Raw genomic sequence first — 19,841 nt, 5'->3', positions numbered from 1 at the left:
TGATACGCATGGCAGTCAAGTTCACGCACCTTCCCCAGGCCACCATCCTGGGCTACCCGCGCATCGGCCGACGCCGCGAGCTCAAGCGGGCCGTCGAGGCCTTCTGGGCCGGACGCACCACGGCGGACGAGCTGGAGGCGACCACCCGCGACCTGCGGCTCGCCACCGCACGGCATCTCGTCGACCTGGGCCTGGACGCCGGTTCCGCCGCCGTCCCCGGCTCGTTCTCCTACTACGACCAGGTGCTCGACACCGTCGCCCTGCTCGGCGCGGTGCCCGAGCGGTTCCGGGACCTGGCCTCGACAGGTTCGACCAACGGCTCAGCGCTCTCGCTGGAGGGCTACTTCACGCTCGCCCGCGGCGAGGGCGACAAGCCGCCGCTCGAGATGACCAAGTGGTTCGACACCAACTACCACTACCTGGTCCCGGAGATCGGGCCGGACACACCGATCGGGTTCGTCGACGACCGGGCGGTGCGCGAGTTCACCGAGCTGGCCCAGCCCGCCGACGGCGGCCAGGCCGTAGTGACCCGGCCCGTACTGGTGGGGCCGGTGACGTTCCTGCTGCTCAGCAAGGCCGCTGACAACGCACCCGACGGGTTCCGCCCGCTCGACCGGCTCGACGACGTCGTCGCCGCGTACGCGGAGCTGCTGCGCGCACTGGCCGCCGCGGGCGCGCCGTGGGTCCAGCTCGACGAGCCCGCCCTGGTCACCGACCTGCTCGACGTCTCCTTCGACGAGGTGGCCGACGCCGTCCGCCGGGCCTACGCACGGCTCGCGACCGACCTCTCCGCCGCGTCCGTCGATGGCGACGCAGGCGGCGCGGAACGGCCCGCGATCCTGGTCACCGCGCCGTACGGCGACCTGCGCAGCGAGGCCGGCGACGGCCTGGCTCTGCTGGCCGGCACCGACGTCGAGGCGATAGCGATCGACCTCGTCAAGGGCGCCGTACCCGAAGGCCCGGTCCCCGGCCTGGAGAACAAGACCCTGGTCGCCGGCGTCATCGACGGGCACAACATCTGGCGCGCGGACCTCGACGCGCGGCTCACCACCCTGGAAGGCCTCGCCCCGCTCGGCGCGGGCGCGGTCACCGTCGGTAGCTCGACGTCGCTGCTGCACGTGCCGCACGACGTCGCCGACGAGCCTCGCCTCGACGCCGGCCTGAAGTCGTGGCTCGCGTTCGCCGACCAGAAGGTCCGGGAGGTCGTCACGCTCGCCACCGGCCTGGCCGATGGCCGTCCGGCGGTCGCCGAACAGCTCGCGGAGTCCACCGCCGCGGTGCGGTCCCGCGCCGAGGCGCCCGGCGTCGTCGTGCCCTCCGTACGGGACCGGGCGGCCGCCCTGACCCCCGCCGACGTCGAGCGTGCGCCGTACGCGGAGCGCGCGGCGGCCCAGCAGGCCACGCTCGGCCTGCCGCCGCTGCCGACGACGACAATCGGCTCGTTCCCGCAGACGTCCGAGATCCGGACCACGCGCGCCGCCTGGGTGCGGGGCGAGCTGTCCGACGCCGAGTACACGGCCGCGATGCGCGCCGAGATCGCGAGCACCGTCGCGCTCCAGGAGGAGCTGGGCCTGGACGTGCTGGTGCACGGCGAGCCCGAGCGCAACGACATGGTGCAGTACTTCGCGGAGCAGCTCGACGGCTTCGCGACCACGGTGCACGGCTGGGTGCAGTCGTACGGGTCGCGCTGCGTGCGGCCGCCGATCCTGTGGGGCGACGTGTCCCGCCCCGCGCCCCTGACCGTGGACTGGACCGCGTACGCGGCGTCGCTCACCGACAAGCCCGTCAAGGGCATGCTCACCGGTCCGGTCACGATCCTGGCCTGGTCGTTCGTCCGCGACGACCTGCCGCTGGGCGACACCGCCGACCAGGTAGCGCTCGCCCTCCGGGACGAGGTGACGGACCTGGAGCAGGCCGGGATCGGCGTCGTGCAGGTGGACGAGCCGGCGCTGCGCGAGCTGCTGCCGCTGCGGCGGTCCGCGCACGCCGACTACCTGGAGTGGTCGGTGCGCTCGTTCCGGTTGTCGACGGCCGGGGCCGGCACCGCCACGCAGGTGCACACGCACCTGTGCTACTCGGAGTTCGGGCAGGTCATCGGTGCGATCGACGGCCTCGACGCCGACGTGACGTCCGTCGAGGCGGCGCGGTCCCGCATGGAGATCGTGCCCGAGCTGGCCGACGCCGGATACGGGCGCGGCATCGGCCCGGGGGTCTACGACATCCACAGCCCGCGGGTGCCGTCCGTCGAAGAGGTAACCGATCTCGTGTCGCTTGCCGCCAAGTCGATCGACCCGCGGCTGGTCTGGGTCAACCCCGACTGCGGGCTGAAGACCCGTGGCTACGCCGAGACCACCGAGTCCCTGCGCAACCTGGTGACGGCCACCCGCGAGGTCCGCGCCACCCTCTGACCCCAACGCTGGTCGAGCTTGTCGAGACCCGGGTCTCGACAAGCTCGACCAGCGTTCAGGTCAGCCGACGCTCCACGGCGGGGTCAGCGGGGTTCGCGCTCGCCGCTTCCCCGCGCCACTACGCGGGTCGGCAGCACCACCAGCTCCACCGGCCGGTCCGGGTCCGCGGACCGCGCTACCGCCAGCTCGGCGGCGCGCCGGCCCATCTCCACGGCGTCGTAGGCCACCACCGTGATGCCCAGGAGATCCGCCAGCTCGAAGTCGTCGAAGCCCACCACGGCGACCCCGTCGCCGCCCGGCGCGTCGCGCAGTGCCTGGAGCGTGCCCACGGTGGCCCGGTTGTTCGCGGCGAGCACCGCTGTGGGCGGCTCGGGCGCCTGTCCGTCCCGAGCCTGTCCGTGTCGAGCCTGTCCGTGTCGAGCCTGTCCGTGTCGAGCATCGAGCAGCTCGACCACCAGGTCGCGGGCGGCCGCGGCGGAGTGGGCGCCGGACCGGACCCACCGCTCGGCGTCGGACACCCCGGCGTCGCGCATCGCGGCGAGGAACTCGTCGCTGCGCTCCTGGTAGGTCCACAGGTGGGGCTCGTCGCCCACGAACGCTATGCGGCGGTGCCCGTGAGCGAGCAGGTGCTCGACGGCGGCCCGCGTGCCGCCGCGGTTGTCGATGACCACCGTGTCGACGTCCATCCCGGCCGCCGGCCGGTCCACGACCACCACGGTCAGGCCGGCGGCGATCTCGCCCCGCAGCGCCGAGTGGTCCGCCCCGGCCGGCGTGACGATCAGGGCGCCGACCCGGCGCTCCAGCAGCTCCCCCGTCAGCGACGACTCGCGCTCGGGATCCTCGTCGGACGACGCCGTGAGCAGCTGCAGCCCGTGCTCGCGCAGCTCGCGCTCGATGCCGCTGGCCAGGGCGGAGTAGAACTCGTTGGCCAGGTCGCCGGTGATGAACCCGACCAGCCGGGAGAAGCCGCCCCGCGCGAGGTCGGCGGCCACGGCGTTGCGCCGGAAGCCCAGCGAGGCCGCGGCGTCCAGCACCCGCTCGCGCGTGGCAGCCGCCACGTTGGGCTCGCGGTTGAGCACCCGGGACGCGGTCTTCAGGCTCACCCCGGCTACCTCGGCGACCACCGCCAGCGTCGGACGACGGATCACGTCAGGCCTCCCGGCGCGTGCGCATCGCGCTCCAGTGCACGGATGAGCGACCGCGCGTCGTACGGCCCGGTGTGCCGGCGGCCGTTCACGAAGAACGTCGGGACGGCGGTGATGTCCATCGCCTCGGCGTCGAGCATGTCGTCCCGGACACGCCCGGCCGCCTCCGGCGACACCAGGTCCCGCTCGAACCGCTCGACGTCGAGCCCCAGGTCGACCGCACGCTGCACGATGTCCGAGGGGAGCTGGTTCTCCTGGTCCAGGAGCAGGCTCCGTTCCATCGCGAAGAACTCCCCCTGCAGCGCCGCGGCCTCGGCCGCCTCGGCCGCCGCGATGGCGTTCGGGTGGTACCGGTCGAGCGGTGCGTGCCGCCAGACGTACCGCAGCTGGTCGCCGAGCTCGCGGTACACCTCCTGGATCGCGCCCGAAGCCTTGGAGCAGAACCCGCACTGGAAGTCCCCGTACTCGACCAGCGTGTACGGCGCGTCGGCCGGGCCGAACACGTGGTCCCGCGCGGGGTCGACCGGTCGGAGCAGCACCGTCCCGGCCTCCTTCGCCGGGTGCGCACGGTCCGAGACCTTGAAGATCACGGCGGCCAGCAGGAACGCGATGACCGACGCCGAGAGCACGCCCACGCGTGCCTCGGTCTGCGCCGCCGGGTCGTCGATCGCGAGGTCGACGATGAACAGGGAGATCGTGAAGCCGATGCCGCACAGGGCGCCGCCGCCGGCGAGCCGGTCGAGCGTCAGCCCCGGCCCCAGGTCGCCGATCCGCAGGACGCGCATGACCGCGCCCGACCCCAGCACGCCCAGGAGCTTTCCGACGACGAGCCCCACCACGATGCCCCAGGTGACCGCCGACCCGGCCGCCGCGGCCAGGATCTCGCTGTTGATCTGCACGCCCGCGTTCGCGAGGGCGAAGAGGGGCAGGATCACGTAGGCCACGTACGGCGCGTAGGCCGACTGCAGCCGCTCGTTGATCGAGATCGACTCGCGCAGGCTGTTCGCCGCGGCGCGCGCGTAGTCGCTGTTCGGCGACTGCCGGAACGTGCGCGCCAGGGTCAGGGCGTGCTCCACGTCCCGCCGGCTCGGCCGGTACACCGGCACCAGGAGCGCGATGGCGACGCCGGCCAGCGTCGGGTGCACTCCGGACGCCAGGAACGCGAGCCAGACGATGATCGAGAGCGTGGCGTAGATCGGCCCGCGGCCGGTGGGCACGTACCGCGTGAGGTAGACGCCGGCCAGGCCCACCGCCGCGACCAGCAGCGGGAGGGGGTCGAAGTTCTCGGTGTAGACGAGCGCGATGATCGACAGCGCGCCGATGTCGTCGACCACTGCGAGCGCCAGGAGGAAGACCCGGAGCCTGCCGGGCGCCCTCGGCCCGATGAGGGCCAGCGCGCCGACGACGAACGCCGTGTCGCTCGAGATGACCACCCCCCATGCGCCCTCCCAGCCCGTTCCCTGGCTGATCAGCACGTACAGGACGGCGGGGACGACGAGCCCCGCGACGGCGGCCACTACCGGGACCACGGCCCGGGACCAGCTGGTGAGCTCGCCGATCGCGAACTCCCGCCGCACCTCCAGACCCACGGTGAAGAAGAACAGCGCCATCAGCGCGTCGTTGACCAGGGCGTGCAGCGTGAACTCCACCTGCAGGTCCTCGACGCCCAGGCTGAGGTGCGTCTCCCAGAACTCGCTGTACGAGGTGGACGAGGCGTTGGCCCAGACGATCGCCGCGACCGTCCCGAGCAGCAGGAGGAGTGCGCCCAGCCGGGTCTGGCCGAGCGCGCGGATCCGCTCCGCGATGGACGGCCGCCTGCCCGGGTCCAGCTCCTCGGGATCGGGCGACCGCTCGATGATCGTGAGGTTCGCCATCACTTCTCCTGTCGCCACGAACGGGGCTGCCCATCGCTCAGGCTAGTCCCGCTCGCATTCGTTGTGGGCGTGATCGTTGCGACTAAACGTCCGGTTTAGGCGCAACGGTCGCGCCCACAACAAGATGGGTGGGCTTTGGGGCGCCGACCTCGGCCGTCGGTGCCATCGTGGGGCGCATGACCGTTCCCCCAGTGCTCCCCGACGCGGTGCCGGACGTCGCAGCCGTCCTGGCGCCGGTGGCATCGATGCTGTCGAGCCTTCGCGAGACCTATGTCGACCTTCACGCCCACCCGGAGCTGTCCTTCCAGGAGACCCGCACGGCATCCCTGGTCGCGGCCCGGCTCGCGACTCTCGGTTATCTGGTGCACGCCGGCATCGGCGGCACCGGTGTCGCCGGCGTGCTCACCAACGGCGACGGCCCGTGCGTGCTGCTCCGCGCCGACATGGACGCGCTGCCCGTCACCGAGGACACGGGGCTCCCGTACGCCAGCACTGTGCACACCACCACCGCGGACGGCGTCGAGTCCGGCGTCATGCACGCGTGCGGGCACGACGTGCACGTCACCGCCCTCCTCGGCGCTGCCGAGGTGCTGGCGCAGGGGCAGGCCGCGTGGTCGGGGACCCTCGTCGTCGTCTTCCAGCCCGCGGAGGAGCTCGGCCGTGGGGCCCGCGCCATGGTCGACGACGGCCTGTACGACCGGGTGCCGAAGCCCGACATCGTGCTGGGGCAGCACGTCGCGCCCGTCGCTGCGGGCCTGGTCGGGCTCCACGGCGGACCGGCGTTCGCCGGCACCGACGTCCTGGACATCCGGCTCATCGGGCGCGGCGGGCACGGCTCCCGGCCGGAGGCAACCGTCGACCCGGTGGTGATGGCGGCCTCGACCGTGATGCGGCTGCAGACCATCGTCTCTCGGGAGATCGCCGCCAACGACGCCGCCGTCGTCACTGTGGGCACCCTCCACGCGGGCACCAAGGAGAACATCATTCCCGACGAGGCCCGTCTCGGCGTGAACGTCCGCTCCTTCGACGAGGCGGTGCGGACCCGCGTCCTGGCGGCCGTAGAGCGGATCGTCCGGGGCGAGGCGGCCGCCGCGGGCGCGCCGCAGCCTCCGCGGGTCACGACCCGCGACGGGTTCCCGCCCGTGATCAACGACCCGGCGGAGACGGAGCGCACGCGGGGCGTGCTCGCCGCCCACTTCGGCGCCGAGCGGGTCATCGACCCCGGCCCCGTGTCCGGCAGCGAGGACGTCGGTGTGCTCGCGACCGCCGTGGGCGTGCCCATCGTTTACTGGCTGCTCGGCGGCTGGGATCCGGCGGCCTTCCAGGCGGCGGAGCGTGCGGGCACGGTGAACCAGGACATCCCGTCCAACCACTCACCGCGGTTCGCGCCCGTCCCCCACCCGACCCTGGAGACCGGCGTCGAGGCGCTCGTCGTCGCCGCGCTGGACCGCCTCGCGCCCCCGCCGATCGCCTGAGCCCAGGCGTCCGAGCCGCGAGCTCAGCCACCGGCGGGCGCGTCCGGCCCGTCCTCAGCGACCGGCCAGCGCGGCCGCCAGAGCCGCCATGCGTTCGGCGGTGCCCCGGTGCTCGCCGAAGTGCACGGCGAGCTGGGCGGCACCGGCCTCCCGGTAGGCGACGGCGGCGTCCGCCACCCGCTCCACGGGAGTGCTGCCGTCCCAGCCGATCCGCAGCGCCGGTACGACGTCGCGCCCGGCGGACAGCTCGGCGAGGGTCCGCACCCGCTCGGCGAAGGTGCCGGGGTCGGCGGGGATTCCCTGCCAGACGTCGCCGAAGCGGGCGGCGCGGCGCAGCGCGGCGTCGCTGTTCCCGCCCACCATGATCGGCACGCTCCCCTCGGGCACCGGCGCGAACACGCCCTGCTCGTACGAGAACCGACTGCCCCGGTACGGCGCCACGCCGCCCGCGAACAGGTGGCTGAGCAAGGCGAGCGCATCGTCGGTGACGGCGCCGCGATGCGGGTAGTCCGCACCCACGGCGTCGAACTCCGGCATGTTCCAGCCCACGCCCACGCCGAGGGTCACCCGGCCCCCCGAGAGTTCGTGCAGGGTCGCGACCTGCTTGGCGAGCACGAACGGGTCACGCAGCGGCACGACCAGCACCGACGTTCCGAAGCGCAGGCGGTTCGTTACGGCGGTCAGATGGCCGATCGTCACCAGCGGCTCGTAGACGCCGCCGAAGGTCCGCCCGTACTCGCCGGGCGGCAGCACGTGGTCGGGCAGCCACGCCGTCGTGTAGCCGAGGTCCTCGGCCGCCCGGGCCAGGTCGACGAGCGTCCGCACGGGCATCGCGGGCGACTCGTCGGGCAGCACCACCTGTAGCTCCATGACTGGCCGAACCGCCGCCGCGAGGTGCCCATTCCCGGTCCGGAGCACCGCGGGAAGGAACTGTCCCAGCCAGGTAGGTAACGGAGACGTAGCACTGCTAGCTCAGCGTTACGTCACCCGTCGCGTACCCGTTTCCCCGGAGGCTCGGACCACGGCCGTCGCTGGGCCCTGAACAGCCGCGTGCCGACTTCTCAACCACGGTCCGGCGTGGTTGGCTTCGGCCCGTGGAAATCATCGTGACCAGCGTGGTCGCCGTCGTCGGAACACTGCTCGGCTCGCTGGCGACGCACTACTTCCAGCGGCGGAACCGGGCGGACGCGGAGCGTTTCGCACGCAACGAGCGCCTGCGGCAGGAGCGGGTCAGCGCGTACACGACGTTCGGCGGGGCGCTCGTCAACCTCCGCCGAGCCCACATCGACCGCTGGTTCGCGGAGCACGCGCAGCGCGGCGGAGACCCCGAGTCGCTCCGCTACGAGACGTACCGGTTGCGGACGAGCGCGCTCGAGGCGCTCTTTCGGGTCCAGCTCGTGACGGAGTCCACGGAGCTGATCGCGCTCGGCCAGCAGGCGATCGACGACGTCGACCTCCTGACATCGGACCTCCCGGCCGAGGATCTCCCGAGCGCCCGCGACGTGGCCAAGGCGAGCATCTTCGGTTTCGTGGAAGCGGCGCGCAAGCACGTCGACGTCGCTTAGTCGACATCGCGCACCAGGCGGATCGTCGTCGTGACCAGCCGCGTGGCAGGCTGGGAACGCGCCTCGTGACAAGTCTGGTTGGGATCGGTCTGTGGAGGTCATCGTCACCAGCGTCGTCGCCAGGGCAATCAGACTACGATTCTCCCGGGCTCTCCCACTGTCCCCTCATTACCCCATCTGGGTCCGGCACCACGGCGCACCAATTACTCAGGGCCTTGTCGGCCAGGATGAATGAGAAACCTTGACCAATAACATCGGAGAGACTATCGGCGCCACCGGGATATGCCTGGTAGGCCAACTCGCCAGGCAGTAGCGGGGCCGCAAAGGCAGTGAAGTCTTCTTCCATTACCTCAGACTTAGGTTGCAAGTCAGGCTCGGAAACCACGCAGAGGAGGGAGCGCGGCCGCACCAGTCGGGCTACTTCCATTGCGTTCCCCTGGGTCACCCGGAACCATCTACAACCGTAAGCGCCGTGCGCCCAGCGCTCGCACAACAGGGTGGTCCGCTCGGAAGCTTTCAGTACCGCATGCCAGAACTTCTCGTCTGCGACAGCATCTACAGGCCTCGACACATCTACGAACTCTGGGACTGCATTGCGCCACTGGAGACTCACGTCCCTGCTGCGGAACGCCATTAGATCGGCGCTTACCACTGGGGTTGCGTAGAGATGTACGCCTCCATCCCATCCCGACTCGATGCAAAGCTTCCCCGGTATGGAGAGTCGGCAATACGGTCCGCGCCCGGCCACCATTCCCTCGATAAGATCAATCGCTTCCGAGCGACTGACCTCGACACCATTTCGGAGACTCATGTACCTGTCCGGAAGTGGCTGACTCACCAACAACTCGCCGACCTCTAGAAAATCACTCCCACTCTTCTCGATCACCATGTCGAGCACTCCGCGCAGTTCCGCCGCGTACGCACTCCAAGCAGGTGCATCTGTCAACACAACTCGCACACTCTCACTCAGAGGACTGAGAATGAATTCGGTGCTCATTTCGCTAGCCATGTAAGCCCGAACACATCTCCCGTCGGTGATACGTCCAATCCATAGGTCCCGTCCCGAGCCGAGTCCTTGGTCGACTGGAAGGGATTTCGGAAATTGGCACCCTTGAATATAGCTTGCTTGTTATGCCCGGTCCTATCGTAAGTGATGTACCGGGGCTGGCCGGCCCCCGCCTTCTTATTCTCCCAGATTGCAGGCCCGGCCGCGGATCTCTTATTGGACTTCGTGTAGCCCAGGTAACTCGCAACATCTTCAGCTTGCTCACGCGTGAGCGAGTTGCAGTTGGTGTTGCTGTTGTGAACGAGAACTTGTGTCTCGCCCGCGCCCACGTAGTACGTGTGGTCCCGGTCGACCGTGAGGTTGTGCACCACCGCGCGCTTGTGCTCGACGTCGACGTCCGCGACCTGCGCCCAGGTGCCGGCACTCGTCTTGAGCCAGTCGCCGGACCGGAGATCGATCGCGTCCACCCACATGCTCTTCACGGGATTCCAGAACGGGTGCCCATCGGTGGCGACGACCTTCTGCTTGTCGCCGTCGGCGTCCCGGATCGTGACCGAGACCAGGGTCTTCTCGCCGCTGCCGGTGATGTGCGCCGTAACCAGTCGTGATCCCGACCGGTCGCCGGTCTCTTCGCCGGCGGCCAGCACCTCGTCACCGGGTTCAAGGTCTTCGATCGGCTGTCGAATGCCGTTCGCCAGGAGCACCAGGGTGCCGGGCACGAAGCTGTTATCCGTCATGCAGCCCAACGGTTCTTCGACCTTCGCCGCGTCCCCGCTGCCCGTGGTGTCAGCCTTCTTCTTGGCCGCGTCGGCGCGCGCCCTGGCCTTGGCCTCTTCCGCCAGCTTCTTGACCTTCGCCGCCGCGGCTGCCTTCGCCTTGGCCGCCTTCTGCGCGGCCTCCCGCGCAGCCTTCGCCGCTGCGGCCTTCGCGGCCTCGGCCGCCTGTTTCGCCTTCTTGGCGCCGGACAAGATCTGCTTGGCCCACTTCAGCTCGCCCGAGAAGGCCATCACGGCCTTGCCGGCCTTGTAGACGGCTTCGCCGATCTTCGCGGCCTTGAAGATCTTGCCCCAGGGCAGCGCGCCCACGATCAGCATCACGCAAGCGCCGAGGTCGCCGTCGAGGCAGTTCATGAGGTCGGTGATCCCCAGGAACTCCATGAGGATCTGGCCGCCGGCCTCCAGGATGACGTCCAGCATCGACTTCGACTCGAGCTGCTGCGCCTGCGCGATCTCCTCGGCGCTCGGCCCCTCCACCTCCGCGCCGGGATCGTTGGGGTTCGAGGTCGTGTCGGCGCCGGTAGGGCTCTCGGTGGTGCTACCGCCGGTTGGCCCCTCGAGCTCGCGCTCGCCGGTCGGGTCGGTGTAGACCAGCGGGTTGTTGCCCGCGTACGCGTACGGCGAGGAGCCGGTCGGCTGGGCGCCGGCCGGGTCCATGGTCGAGAACCGCCCCGTGCCCGGGTCGTAGTTCCGGGCCCGCATGGCGTAGTTGCCCTCGCCCGTGGTCGGGTCCAGGTACGCGCCCGCAAACCGCATCGGGTTCTTGAGCTCGGCCGCCGGCTCGGCGTCCTCGGCCGCCGCGCCCAACGCCGCAGCGCCGCCCGCCTTCTCGGCCACCGCCCCTGCGAGCGTCGTCCCCTGGCGCGGGTTCCCGAACGGGTCGTAGTCGTAGCCCTCCTCGACCTGGCCGTCCAGGGAGAGCATGTTCGCGACGCCGCCCAGCCAGTCGTGGGTGTACACGTGCGCCCCGCCGCCGGCCGCCAGCAGCGCCAGCGGCTCGTCCGTCGGCCCGTAGGTGAACGCCTGGCGGTTGGTCACCACCCCGTTCACGTCGGTCACGGTGTCGACGGCGATGTTCTCCAGCGACCCATTGGTGTCCCACGACCAGTGCCGCGTCTTGGCACCCGCCCCCACGCCCGTGATCGCGTCGAGCCGCATGCGCGTCGCGTCGTACGTGTACCGGGTCAAGACACCGCCGACGGTCGCCTCGGCCAGCGTGTTGTCGAGGTTGTACTTGAGCCGGTCGTCGCCCGCGCGCGTCTGGTTGCCGCGCACGTCGTACTCGTAGTCCTTGCGCTCTACCTTCTTCTGGCCGCCCTCCTTGCCGACCACGAGCTCCCTGATGAGCTGGCTCGCGTGGTCGTACGAGTACCGCGTCAGGTCGTGGCCCGCCGAGCCCGTGCGCTTCTGCTCGGTCCGGTTGCCGAGCAGGTCGTACTCGTAGGAGATCCGGCCGGCGGCCTTGCTCGTGCGGTCGCACTCCTGCGCCGCATAGCACGCGTCCGTCACCCGGTTCGCGTCGTCGTACGCGTAGGCGACGGCCTCCGTGACCCCGCCGCGGGTCGTCTTCACCTGGGTCGGGTTGCCGACCTCGTCAAGCGTCAGGTCGAAGGCGGACACCGGGTCCTGCACGCCCTCGACGGGCTCCCCGGTGCGCTCGGTGCCGATGGAGGTGAGCCGGCCGGCGTCGTCGTACACGCGCTTCTCGGCGAGCCCCGTCGACGCCGGGAGGGTGGTCGCCGTCCGGCGCCCCGCGACGTCGTACGCGTACTCCCACCGGGCCTCGTTGCCGCCCATGGAGCCGCCGGACGCCGTCGTGGAGGCGAGCCGCGAGTCGTCGTCGTACGTCGAGGTGATCTTCGTGCCGTCCGGGTAGGTCCGCGCGGTGATGTTGCCGCGCTGGTCGTACCCGTAGGTGAAGGTCTCGGTGGCCTGGTTCGCCTCCTCGCGGACCACCTTGGTGATCTGATCCTCGTCGTCGTAGGCCACCGTGCGCACGCCCAGCGGGTCGCCGTAGGAGGTCGTCCGGTCCTTCGCGTCGTAGCCGTAGGTGTACTCCGGGCCGGTGGAGCCGACCTGCTGGCTGGTCAGGCGGCTGCGCAGGTCGTACACCGACGTGATGGTGCGCTCGGCCCGCTCGGCCTCCGACAGGTCGGACAGGTCCTCGTTCCGGTCCGTGGTGATGCTCGAGACGGCGTTCGACTCGGCGTCGTACCCCACGTGCGATGTCCGGCCCAGCGGGTCGGTGGTGGTCACGGGGCGCCCGGCGTCGTCGTAGGTGACGCTCGTGCGCCCGCCCTGCGGGTCGATGACCCCGACCACCCGGCCGTCGTGGTCGTACCTGAGCACCGTCGCGAAGGCCTGCGAGACCAGCGGCACCTTCGGCGCGTCGGGCTGGCGGACGTGGCTGATCTGGTCGTCGTCGCGGTAGCCGTAGTAGGTGGTCCCGCCACGCGCGTCGGTGGCCTCAATGGGCCGGTTGTTCGCGTCGTACGTGGTCGACGTCGTATTGCCGAGCGGGTCGATCTCCTTGATCCGGTTCCCCGCGAGGTCGTACTCGAACCGCGTGGTGAACCGGTCCTTGTCGGCGCCCTCCACGTTGCCGCGCGGCTCCGTCACCGAGGCGAGCAGGCCGTCGTCGGTGTACGCGTAGGTCGTGATGCCGCCGGTCGGCGAGATCTGCTTGACCTTGTTGCCCGCAGCGTCGTACTCGGTCCGGGTGGTCTTGCTGCCCGAGTCGGTGCGCTCCGTCTGCCGCCCGTTCTTGTCGTACCCCATCGTGGTGGTACGGCCCTTGGTGTCGGTGACGGAGTCGACCTGCCCGGTGTTGCTCCGCTCGAAGCTGGAGGTCTTGTTCAGCTCGTTGATCGACGCCGTCGTGCGGTCCAGCGCGTCGACCTTGATGTCGCGGTCCACGTGCTTGCCGCCCGGGTACGGCATCCGCATCCGGATCGGGTTGTCGTTCGCGTCGTAGAAGTACTCGGTGGTGAAGTCCGCCTTGTTCGCGCCCGGCACGTTGCCGCGCGGCGAGGTCACCGTCTTGACCAGGCCCTTCGCGTCGTACGTGTACGACGTCGTCAGATCGGTGCCCTCCATCTGCACGCTCTCGGACTTCCGCCGCCCCGCGTCGGTGTACCCGTAGGTCATCACCCGGCCGCCCGCGTCGGCGCGCGACTGCAGGCCGTTGTCGAGGTAGCCGTACTCGCTGACGACGCCCTCGGGCGAGATCTCCTTGGCCAGGCGGCCGACGTCGTCGTACACCGAGCGCCAGCCGCGGTGCTTGCCGGGCTCCTCGACGCGGACCACGCGGTCCTGCTCGTCGTACTGCGTCTCGGTCGTGTAGTGCCGGCGCTGGCGCGGGTCGGCCGTCCCGCGCGGGTCCGTCTGCGCGACCTGCCGGCCGGTCTTGTCGTAGAAGTACTCGCTGCGGCGCCCCTCCGGTGAGACGACGGCGGACAGCAGCCCGGCGTTCTCCTCGCCGTCGGCCAGGTACTCGTACCGCGTGACCTTGTCCCGCTGGTCGGTGGTGGAGGTGCGCAGGCCGCGGTCGTCGTAGGCGTGCTTGATGTCGTTGCCCTCGGCGTCGACACTGCGGACCAGCTCGTCGAACTCGTTGTACGTGTTCTTCCAGACGTTCCCGTTCGCGTCCGTGTACTCGATCGGGTTGTTCCGGTCGTCGTACTTCGTCTTGTCGCCGAAGCCCTGCGGGGCGATCGCCTGCGTCGGGTTGCCCTGCGCGTCGAACCGCACCACGTGCTGGTACTGGTTGCCGTTCACCACGAGGTTGCGGTCCAGGCGCCGGTTGTAGCGGTGGTTGTCGGCGTCGCCCGTGCTGCGCTGGCTGTAGAGCAGCACGTTGCCGCGGTACCCGTCGTAGACCGAGATGTCGTCCGCGTCGGTGGTGCGCGCCTCCTGCTTCTCGGCGTCCCACGCGAAGGTCATCTCCGCGCCGACGCCGTCGCGCTGCGTGACCACGCGGCCGCCTGCGCCGTACTCGTTGTGCACGGCGACCACGTCGTGCGGGTCCACCACCTGGGAGAGCCGGCCCTCGGCGTCGTACCTGTACTGCCAGACGTTCCCGCGCGCGTCCTCGACCGCAGTGAGCAGCCCGTCGGTGTACTCGAAGCGGACCTGGCGGCGGTCCGGGAGGACCATCCGCGTGATCACTCCGTCCTCGAGCTCGGCCACGGCGGTGCGCCCCGAGGCGTCGGTGATCGTGATGTCGTCGCGGTCCTCGTCCCTACCCCCGTCGTCGACCTCGACGTAGGCCAGGCGGACGCCGTCGTCCCGCGGGCTGGTCACGGCACTGAGCCGGCCCGCCGCACCGAACTCGTACGTCACCTGCTGCGGCGTGACCAGCTCCCAGCCGTCGCCGTCCCGCCTCAGGTTCGACCGCACGCCCGGAGGGCGCGTGTACCCGTCGCCGTCCGGGGTGTAGAGCGCCTCGGCGCCGTCCTCGGCGCGCACGATGACGCCGTCGTCCGTCTCCGTGGCCCGCATGTCGTAGGACCACGCCCAGCCGACGCCGAGCGGGCCCTGCCGGTTGTTCGCCGAGGAGTAGGTGCGCGCGCTCGCGAACGGGATGCCGAACGACGCCATCTGCATGTCGCGCTCCACGCGCACGAACGCGCCGGTGCCCGTGTTGACGCCCACCCCGCGCTTCGCCTGCCCGACGGCGGTCGGGGCCAGCGCGTTCTCACACCCGCAGCCGGCGGCCTGGTCGTCCGGGATGCTCGGCGGCAGGATCGTCGCGCGCGGCCGGGTGCTGTCCGAGGGCTCCGAGACGACCTCGTCGCCGCCGGGAAGCACGGCCGCAACGGTCACGAAGTAGTTCTTGCCGCGGTCGAGCTCCCAGCCGTCCTCGCTCCCGAAGGACCGGCAGAAGTCGGACGGGCCGCAGAACCGCGGGCCCTCGAGCTCCGCGCGCGTCAGCCGCACCGACTCCTGCTCGGTCTGGTCGTCCCCCTCGTACAGCCGCACGACGGCGGCGGTCCAGTCCGGATCGACGTTGCCCTCGTCGAAGTAGAGGACCACGGACGTATCACCGAGCAGGAAGCCCGGGCGCAGGTCCAGGCCGGTGAAGCCGTCGGCTGCGGCCAGCGGGCGGACCGGCGACGTGAGGGTGCGCCACTCCTCCTTGGCGACCTCGGCCGGCTTGCCGTCGGCCGACACCGCCTCCGGGACCACCGGCGGGCGTTCGTCCTCCGCGTAGGCGGTGGAGCGCCGCACGCCGTCCGGCATGGGCCGGTCGGCCGGACCCTCGCCCGCCGTGGCCTGGGGCACCGGGGCCGCCTCCGCGGTCTCCTGTGGTGCCACCGCGATCAGCAGGGACGCCGAGAAGCCCACAGCGATCGCGACCCCCAGCCAGCGCCGTTCCAGCCGGGTGATCACAAGGTGGTGCGGACTTGCTTCGGACATCGCCAACCCCCGTGTTGGTGTGTTTCCTGAGCACTTACCCGACAACGAGTGTGATGAGCCTGAACGGATCCGACAACTGGTTTATCCCCCATTTCCCATTCAGATGCATTTAGTGGCCAATAAGTGCGCAGGTCACAGCGCCGCGACACTCTGGAAAGGTGGGGTGAAATTGCTGCGTCAGGGCCTCTCCCAGCGCGCCACGACCTCCCGGCACGCCGCGGCATCCTCGTCGGCGACGAGCAGCACCAGGTTCCCCGCGTGGTCGCTGTACTGGACCTGCACGTTGACCCCGGCGTCGCCCAGCCGCCGCGCCAGCGTGCCGAGCTGGCCCGGCGTCTCCTGGTCCAGCCGCGTCATGACGACGTCGCGCACCACGGCCGGCCCTAGCCCGGCGTCGACTGCCGCTCGGAGCGCCACCGGGCCGTCGTCGACGAGGTAGTGCGCCACGGCACGGCCGTCGTGGGTGAACACGCCGCCGCCCTCCAGGCTCACGCCGGCCCGGCCGAGGGCCTGGCCCAGGTCTGCCAGCGCCCCGGGTCGGTCGGGCAGGTGGACCTCCAGGTCCTGCAGGCGGGCGCTCATCCGACGACCACCTTCGTGCTGACCTCGACGGGCACCGCCAGGGAGTTGGCGACGTAGCAGCTTTGATGGGCCTGGTCGGCCAGCTCCAGGACCAGGGCCTCGTCGGTCCCGGCGGCGACCTCGACGGTCACGGCCAGCCGGATCGTCCCGAGCCGGGCGGGCGACGCCGCCAGGTCGAGGTGGCTGGCGGCCTCGTCGTCGTAGGCCAGGACGTTGATGCCGGCGCGGGCTGCGGCGCCGAGGAAGGACAGCATCTGGCACGACGACGCCGCCATGACCACGAGCTGCTCCGGGTTGAGCCGGTCGGGGTCGCCGCGGAACGCCGGGTCCGCGCTGAGCGCGACGACAGGGGTGGCGGGCGGTGCGGCAGCAACGTGGTCGCGGGAGTACGAGCGGACGCCGGAGCCGGTCGAACCGGCCCAGCGCAGCCGAGTGAGGTAGGGGTGAGAAGCCATGCCCGGACGGTAGGACGGGAACGCTTCGGTGGACGCCGAAATGTCCCCGCCGTACGGTCGGCCCCATGAGCCGGGACCGAGACTTCACCGCCGTGGGCAGGGCGCTGTCCACCCCGGCACGCTCCATGTTCCTCAACCTGCTCATGGACGGCACCAGCCGGCCCGCCGGCGAGCTGGCGCTGGCGGCGGGCGTGAGCGCCTCGACCGCGTCTGAGCACCTGACCGTCCTGGTCGACGCCGGCCTCGTCACGTGCCGGTCCCAGGGGCGGCACCGCTACTACTCCCTCGCGGGTCGAGAGGTCGCCACCGCGCTGGAGTCGCTCGGCGTGCTGGCCGACTCGGCCCCCGTCTCGGGTTACCGTCGCAGCCGCCGTGCCGAGTACCTGGCCGCCGCGCGGTTCTGCTACGACCACCTCGCGGGACGCCTGGGCACGAGCCTCACGGACGCCTGGGTCGGGTCCGGGTGGCTCGCCGGCCGCGAGGAGCTCGCCCTGACCGACGCCGGCGCCGTCGGCCTGCGCGAGATAGGGGTGGACGTCGACGGCGCGGTCACCGCCCGGCGAGCCACGACGCGGGCGTGCCTGGACTGGACCGAGCGCCGCCCGCACCTGGCGGGCGCGCTCGGCTCCGCGATCGGCTCCCGGTTTCTCGACGCCGGGTGGGTGGTCCGGCACCGGTCCGGGCGCGGCCTGGACGTCACCGACTCCGGGCGCCGGCTCGTTCGCGAGGCGTGGGGCATCAAGCTGGCCGACGGCGCCGTGGGCGGCTGACCCTCACTCGGGCCGGCGCGCCCCGCGTCCGGCGCCGCCGCTCCACTGCCGGCGGAACCAGCCCTCCCACGTGTGCCCGCCGTACCGCTCGCCCGCGGCGACCAGCTTCTCGAACGAGTGGTAGCCCCCGGGCAGCCCCACGCGCCACCGCACGGGCGGCAGGCCCGGCGTCGGCGCAGGCTCCGTGGCGCGGTACCTCAGCAGACCGGGCAGCTTTGGCAGGTCCTCCTCGCGCATCGGCACGATCTCCAGGGCGATCCTCCGCTTGTCGGTCACGCGCAGCGCGCCGAAGATCCTGTCCTTGAGCCAGCCGCTCACCGTGGCCTTCAGGTGGGCCATCGGCCCTCCGATGGTCGGCAGCTCCGGCGGCATCTCGTACGACAGCCCGACGCGGGCCGCCTGGGTCCACCGGACCAGGTCCCACGAGGTGCCGTGCCAGAACCAGATGCCGGCGGCGCCGACCACGATTCCGCGCGGCCGCGTCACCCGCCAGAAGTTCCCGATGAACAGCAGGCACAGCCCGCCGAACAGGAGTCCGAAGAAGCCCGCGATCGCCTTGACCGCAGGGTCCGGGTCGGTCACCACGGCATAGACGCACGCCCAGCCCAGCGGCCCGGTCAGCGCGATGCCGACAACGAGCGTGATCGCGCCGAGGCGCCCGAGATCGAGGCGGTGCGCGTCCGGGGAGAAGACCGGCTCTGAGACCGCCGTCGGCCCGCTCAGCAGCGAGCTGCTCTGCGCCGCGCTGCCTGGCCCCTCGCCCATCATGTCCTGTTTTGTCACGAGCTGATCGTAGGGGCCCGACCGGCTGCGTAGGACGCTTAAGCGCGCTCGCTGTCCGGGCCGTTCGGGGTTTCCCCGACCTCCCCGGCCGCCGCTGCCGTCTCCAGGAGATCGGCGAGGGCGCGCAGCTTCTCCGCGACGCGTTCGCCGAGCGGCGTGAGGCCGTACTCCACGCGGGGCGGGATGTTCGTGACGACCTCGCGGGTGACCATGCCGTCCCGTTCGAGCGCGTGCAGCGTCTGGGACAGCATCTTCTCGCTCACGCCCTCGACCCGTCGGCGCAGCGCGTTGAACCGGTAGCTGCCCTCCCCCAGCGCGAGCAGCGCGAGCGAGGCCCACTTGGAGGTGACGACGTCGAAGGCGGCCCGCGAGGTGCACCCGCGCGCGAAGACGTCGGCCACCAGCTCCTGCGAGGGCCCGTCGGTCGGGCCGTCGCCCGGCACGTCGGACTCCAGGCTGGTGGATTCCCGGGCGGGTTCCAGCTCGGGTCCTAGGTCGGCGGATTCCAGGTCGGTGATGCTCACGGACCCAGGGTACCGCGCACACTCGGAATGTGGTGTACTTTCGATTCGTTAGTGCTACCTGCTGGCAACTACCCCAAGCAATGGAGAGTGTTATGACCACCTACGCCGTCACCGGGGCCACCGGCCAGTTCGGCCGCCTCGCCGTCGAGGAGCTTCTTTCCCGCGGTGTTCCCGCCTCGGAGCTCGTGGCGATCGTCCGCACGCCGAGCAAGGCCGCGGACCTCGCCGAGCGCGGTGTACAGGTCCGCGAGGGCGACTACTCGCGCCCCGAGACCCTGCCCACGGCACTGGCCGGGGTGGACCGCCTGCTGCTGGTCTCCGGCAGCGAGATCGGGTCGCGCATCGCCCAGCACACCGCGGTGATCGACGCCGCCAAGGCTGCCGGCGTGGGGCGCATCGCCTACACCGGCATCCTCAAGGCGGGCAACACCTCCAACCCGCTCGCCGGGGAGCACGAGGCCACCGAGGAGGCGCTGCGCGCGTCCGGCATCCCGGTCACGATTCTGCGTAACGGCTGGTACTTCGAGAACTACACCTCGCAGCTCGGCCAGTACCTCGAGCGGGGCGAGATTCTCGGCGCCACCGCGGACCGCAAGGTCTCGGCCGCCGCACGCGCCGACTACGCCGCCGCGGCAGTGGCCGCGCTCCTGACCGACGACGACGGCGACGCCGTCTACGAGCTCGGCGGCCCCGCGTTCACCTTCGACGAGCTCGCCGCGACGATCAGCGACGTCACCGGCACCAAGGTCGCCCACCGCGACGTGTCCGTCGAGGAGTACGCCGCCGCGCTGGAGCATGTCGGGCTCGACGCCGGCACCGCGGGCTTCGTCGCCGGGCTCGACGCCTCGATCGCCGCCGGCGACCTCGAGACCGACAGCGAGGACCTGGTCCGCCTCCTGGGCCGCCCCACCACCCCGCTGGCCGACGTCGTCCGCGCCGCGCACGCCTGACCCACCAGGCACATCCATGCCGAGTGGTCGTTAGTTCGTCAGGTGGTCGGTAGCTCGGAACACCGACTACCTGACGGACTGCCGACCATCCGGCCGCCCCTCCCTCATCC

General features: G+C 71.2%; 14 protein-coding genes. 5 read left to right on the top strand and 9 right to left on the bottom strand.

Annotated elements, in window-relative coordinates:
- The first annotated feature begins 8 nt into the window (after positions 1–8).
- Positions 9–2,408 (top strand): 5-methyltetrahydropteroyltriglutamate--homocysteine S-methyltransferase, encoded by a 2,400-nt coding sequence (gene metE, locus IE250_RS18655; protein ID WP_229872583.1) that lies wholly within the window; start codon positions 9–11, stop codon positions 2,406–2,408.
- A gap of 83 nt (positions 2,409–2,491) precedes the next feature.
- Here metE and IE250_RS18650 read toward each other — a convergent pair whose 3' ends face one another.
- Positions 2,492–3,556, bottom strand: coding sequence for a LacI family DNA-binding transcriptional regulator (locus IE250_RS18650; RefSeq protein ID WP_189670811.1), 1,065 nt, complete (start codon positions 3,554–3,556; stop codon positions 2,492–2,494).
- Positions 3,553–5,427, bottom strand: coding sequence for a Na+/H+ antiporter NhaA (nhaA, locus tag IE250_RS18645; RefSeq protein ID WP_189670810.1), 1,875 nt, complete (start codon positions 5,425–5,427; stop codon positions 3,553–3,555). The genes IE250_RS18650 and nhaA overlap by 4 nt, the downstream gene beginning before the upstream one ends.
- A gap of 245 nt (positions 5,428–5,672) precedes the next feature.
- On the opposite strand from nhaA, the gene IE250_RS18640 reads away from it, so the two are divergent.
- Positions 5,673–6,902 carry an amidohydrolase gene (locus tag IE250_RS18640; RefSeq protein ID WP_189671099.1) on the top strand — a complete coding sequence of 410 codons (1,230 nt, stop codon included), beginning with the start codon at positions 5,673–5,675 and terminating at the stop codon, positions 6,900–6,902.
- Between the two features lie 54 nt (positions 6,903–6,956).
- Here the strand turns inward: IE250_RS18640 and IE250_RS18635 are convergent, their stop codons facing one another.
- Positions 6,957–7,772: a TIGR03619 family F420-dependent LLM class oxidoreductase gene (locus IE250_RS18635; RefSeq protein WP_189670809.1), complete on the bottom strand. Its 816-nt coding sequence runs from the start codon at positions 7,770–7,772 to the stop codon at positions 6,957–6,959.
- A 224-nt stretch (positions 7,773–7,996) separates the two neighbouring features.
- Between IE250_RS18635 and kilB the strand changes: the two genes are divergently transcribed.
- On the top strand, positions 7,997–8,467 hold the full coding sequence (gene kilB / locus IE250_RS18630) for a plasmid transfer protein KilB (protein ID WP_189670808.1): 471 nt from the start codon (positions 7,997–7,999) through the stop codon (positions 8,465–8,467).
- 133 nt (positions 8,468–8,600) lie between these two features.
- Here kilB and IE250_RS18625 read toward each other — a convergent pair whose 3' ends face one another.
- From IE250_RS18625 to IE250_RS18610, 4 genes are all read right to left on the bottom strand, one after another.
- Entirely contained in the window at positions 8,601–9,464 is an 864-nt protein-coding gene (locus tag IE250_RS18625) for a hypothetical protein (RefSeq protein ID WP_189670807.1), read from the bottom strand.
- Complete coding sequence (locus tag IE250_RS18620; protein ID WP_189670806.1) at positions 9,461–15,667, bottom strand: polymorphic toxin-type HINT domain-containing protein; 6,207 nt, start codon at positions 15,665–15,667, stop codon at positions 9,461–9,463. The genes IE250_RS18625 and IE250_RS18620 overlap by 4 nt, the downstream gene beginning before the upstream one ends.
- 177 nt (positions 15,668–15,844) lie before the next feature.
- Positions 15,845–16,249: an ACT domain-containing protein gene (locus tag IE250_RS18615; protein ID WP_189670805.1), complete on the bottom strand. Its 405-nt coding sequence runs from the start codon at positions 16,247–16,249 to the stop codon at positions 15,845–15,847.
- On the bottom strand, positions 16,246–16,704 hold the full coding sequence (locus IE250_RS18610) for an OsmC family protein (RefSeq protein WP_189670804.1): 459 nt from the start codon (positions 16,702–16,704) through the stop codon (positions 16,246–16,248). The genes IE250_RS18615 and IE250_RS18610 overlap by 4 nt, the downstream gene beginning before the upstream one ends.
- Positions 16,705–16,769: 65 nt before the next feature.
- Between IE250_RS18610 and IE250_RS18605 the strand changes: the two genes are divergently transcribed.
- Positions 16,770–17,474, top strand: a complete 705-nt coding sequence (locus tag IE250_RS18605; protein ID WP_189670803.1) for an ArsR/SmtB family transcription factor — start codon at positions 16,770–16,772, stop codon at positions 17,472–17,474.
- A gap of 3 nt (positions 17,475–17,477) precedes the next feature.
- Here IE250_RS18605 and IE250_RS18600 read toward each other — a convergent pair whose 3' ends face one another.
- Both IE250_RS18600 and IE250_RS18595 read right to left on the bottom strand, forming a co-directional pair.
- Positions 17,478–18,257, bottom strand: a complete 780-nt coding sequence (locus IE250_RS18600) for a hypothetical protein (RefSeq protein WP_189670802.1) — start codon at positions 18,255–18,257, stop codon at positions 17,478–17,480.
- A 38-nt stretch (positions 18,258–18,295) separates the two neighbouring features.
- A complete protein-coding gene (locus tag IE250_RS18595) occupies positions 18,296–18,781 on the bottom strand; it encodes a winged helix-turn-helix transcriptional regulator (protein ID WP_268247846.1) in 486 nt (161 codons plus the stop codon).
- 92 nt (positions 18,782–18,873) lie between these two features.
- On the opposite strand from IE250_RS18595, the gene IE250_RS18590 reads away from it, so the two are divergent.
- The gene (locus IE250_RS18590) at positions 18,874–19,731 is read left to right on the top strand and encodes an SDR family oxidoreductase (protein ID WP_189670801.1); all 858 of its coding nucleotides are present in this window, start codon (positions 18,874–18,876) and stop codon (positions 19,729–19,731) included.
- Positions 19,732–19,841 lie beyond the last annotated feature (110 nt).

The organism is Promicromonospora soli, from assembly GCF_014653785.1.
Lineage (GTDB): Bacteria > Actinomycetota > Actinomycetes > Actinomycetales > Cellulomonadaceae > Promicromonospora > Promicromonospora soli.
This window is presented reverse-complemented; position numbering and strand designations above follow the sequence as displayed.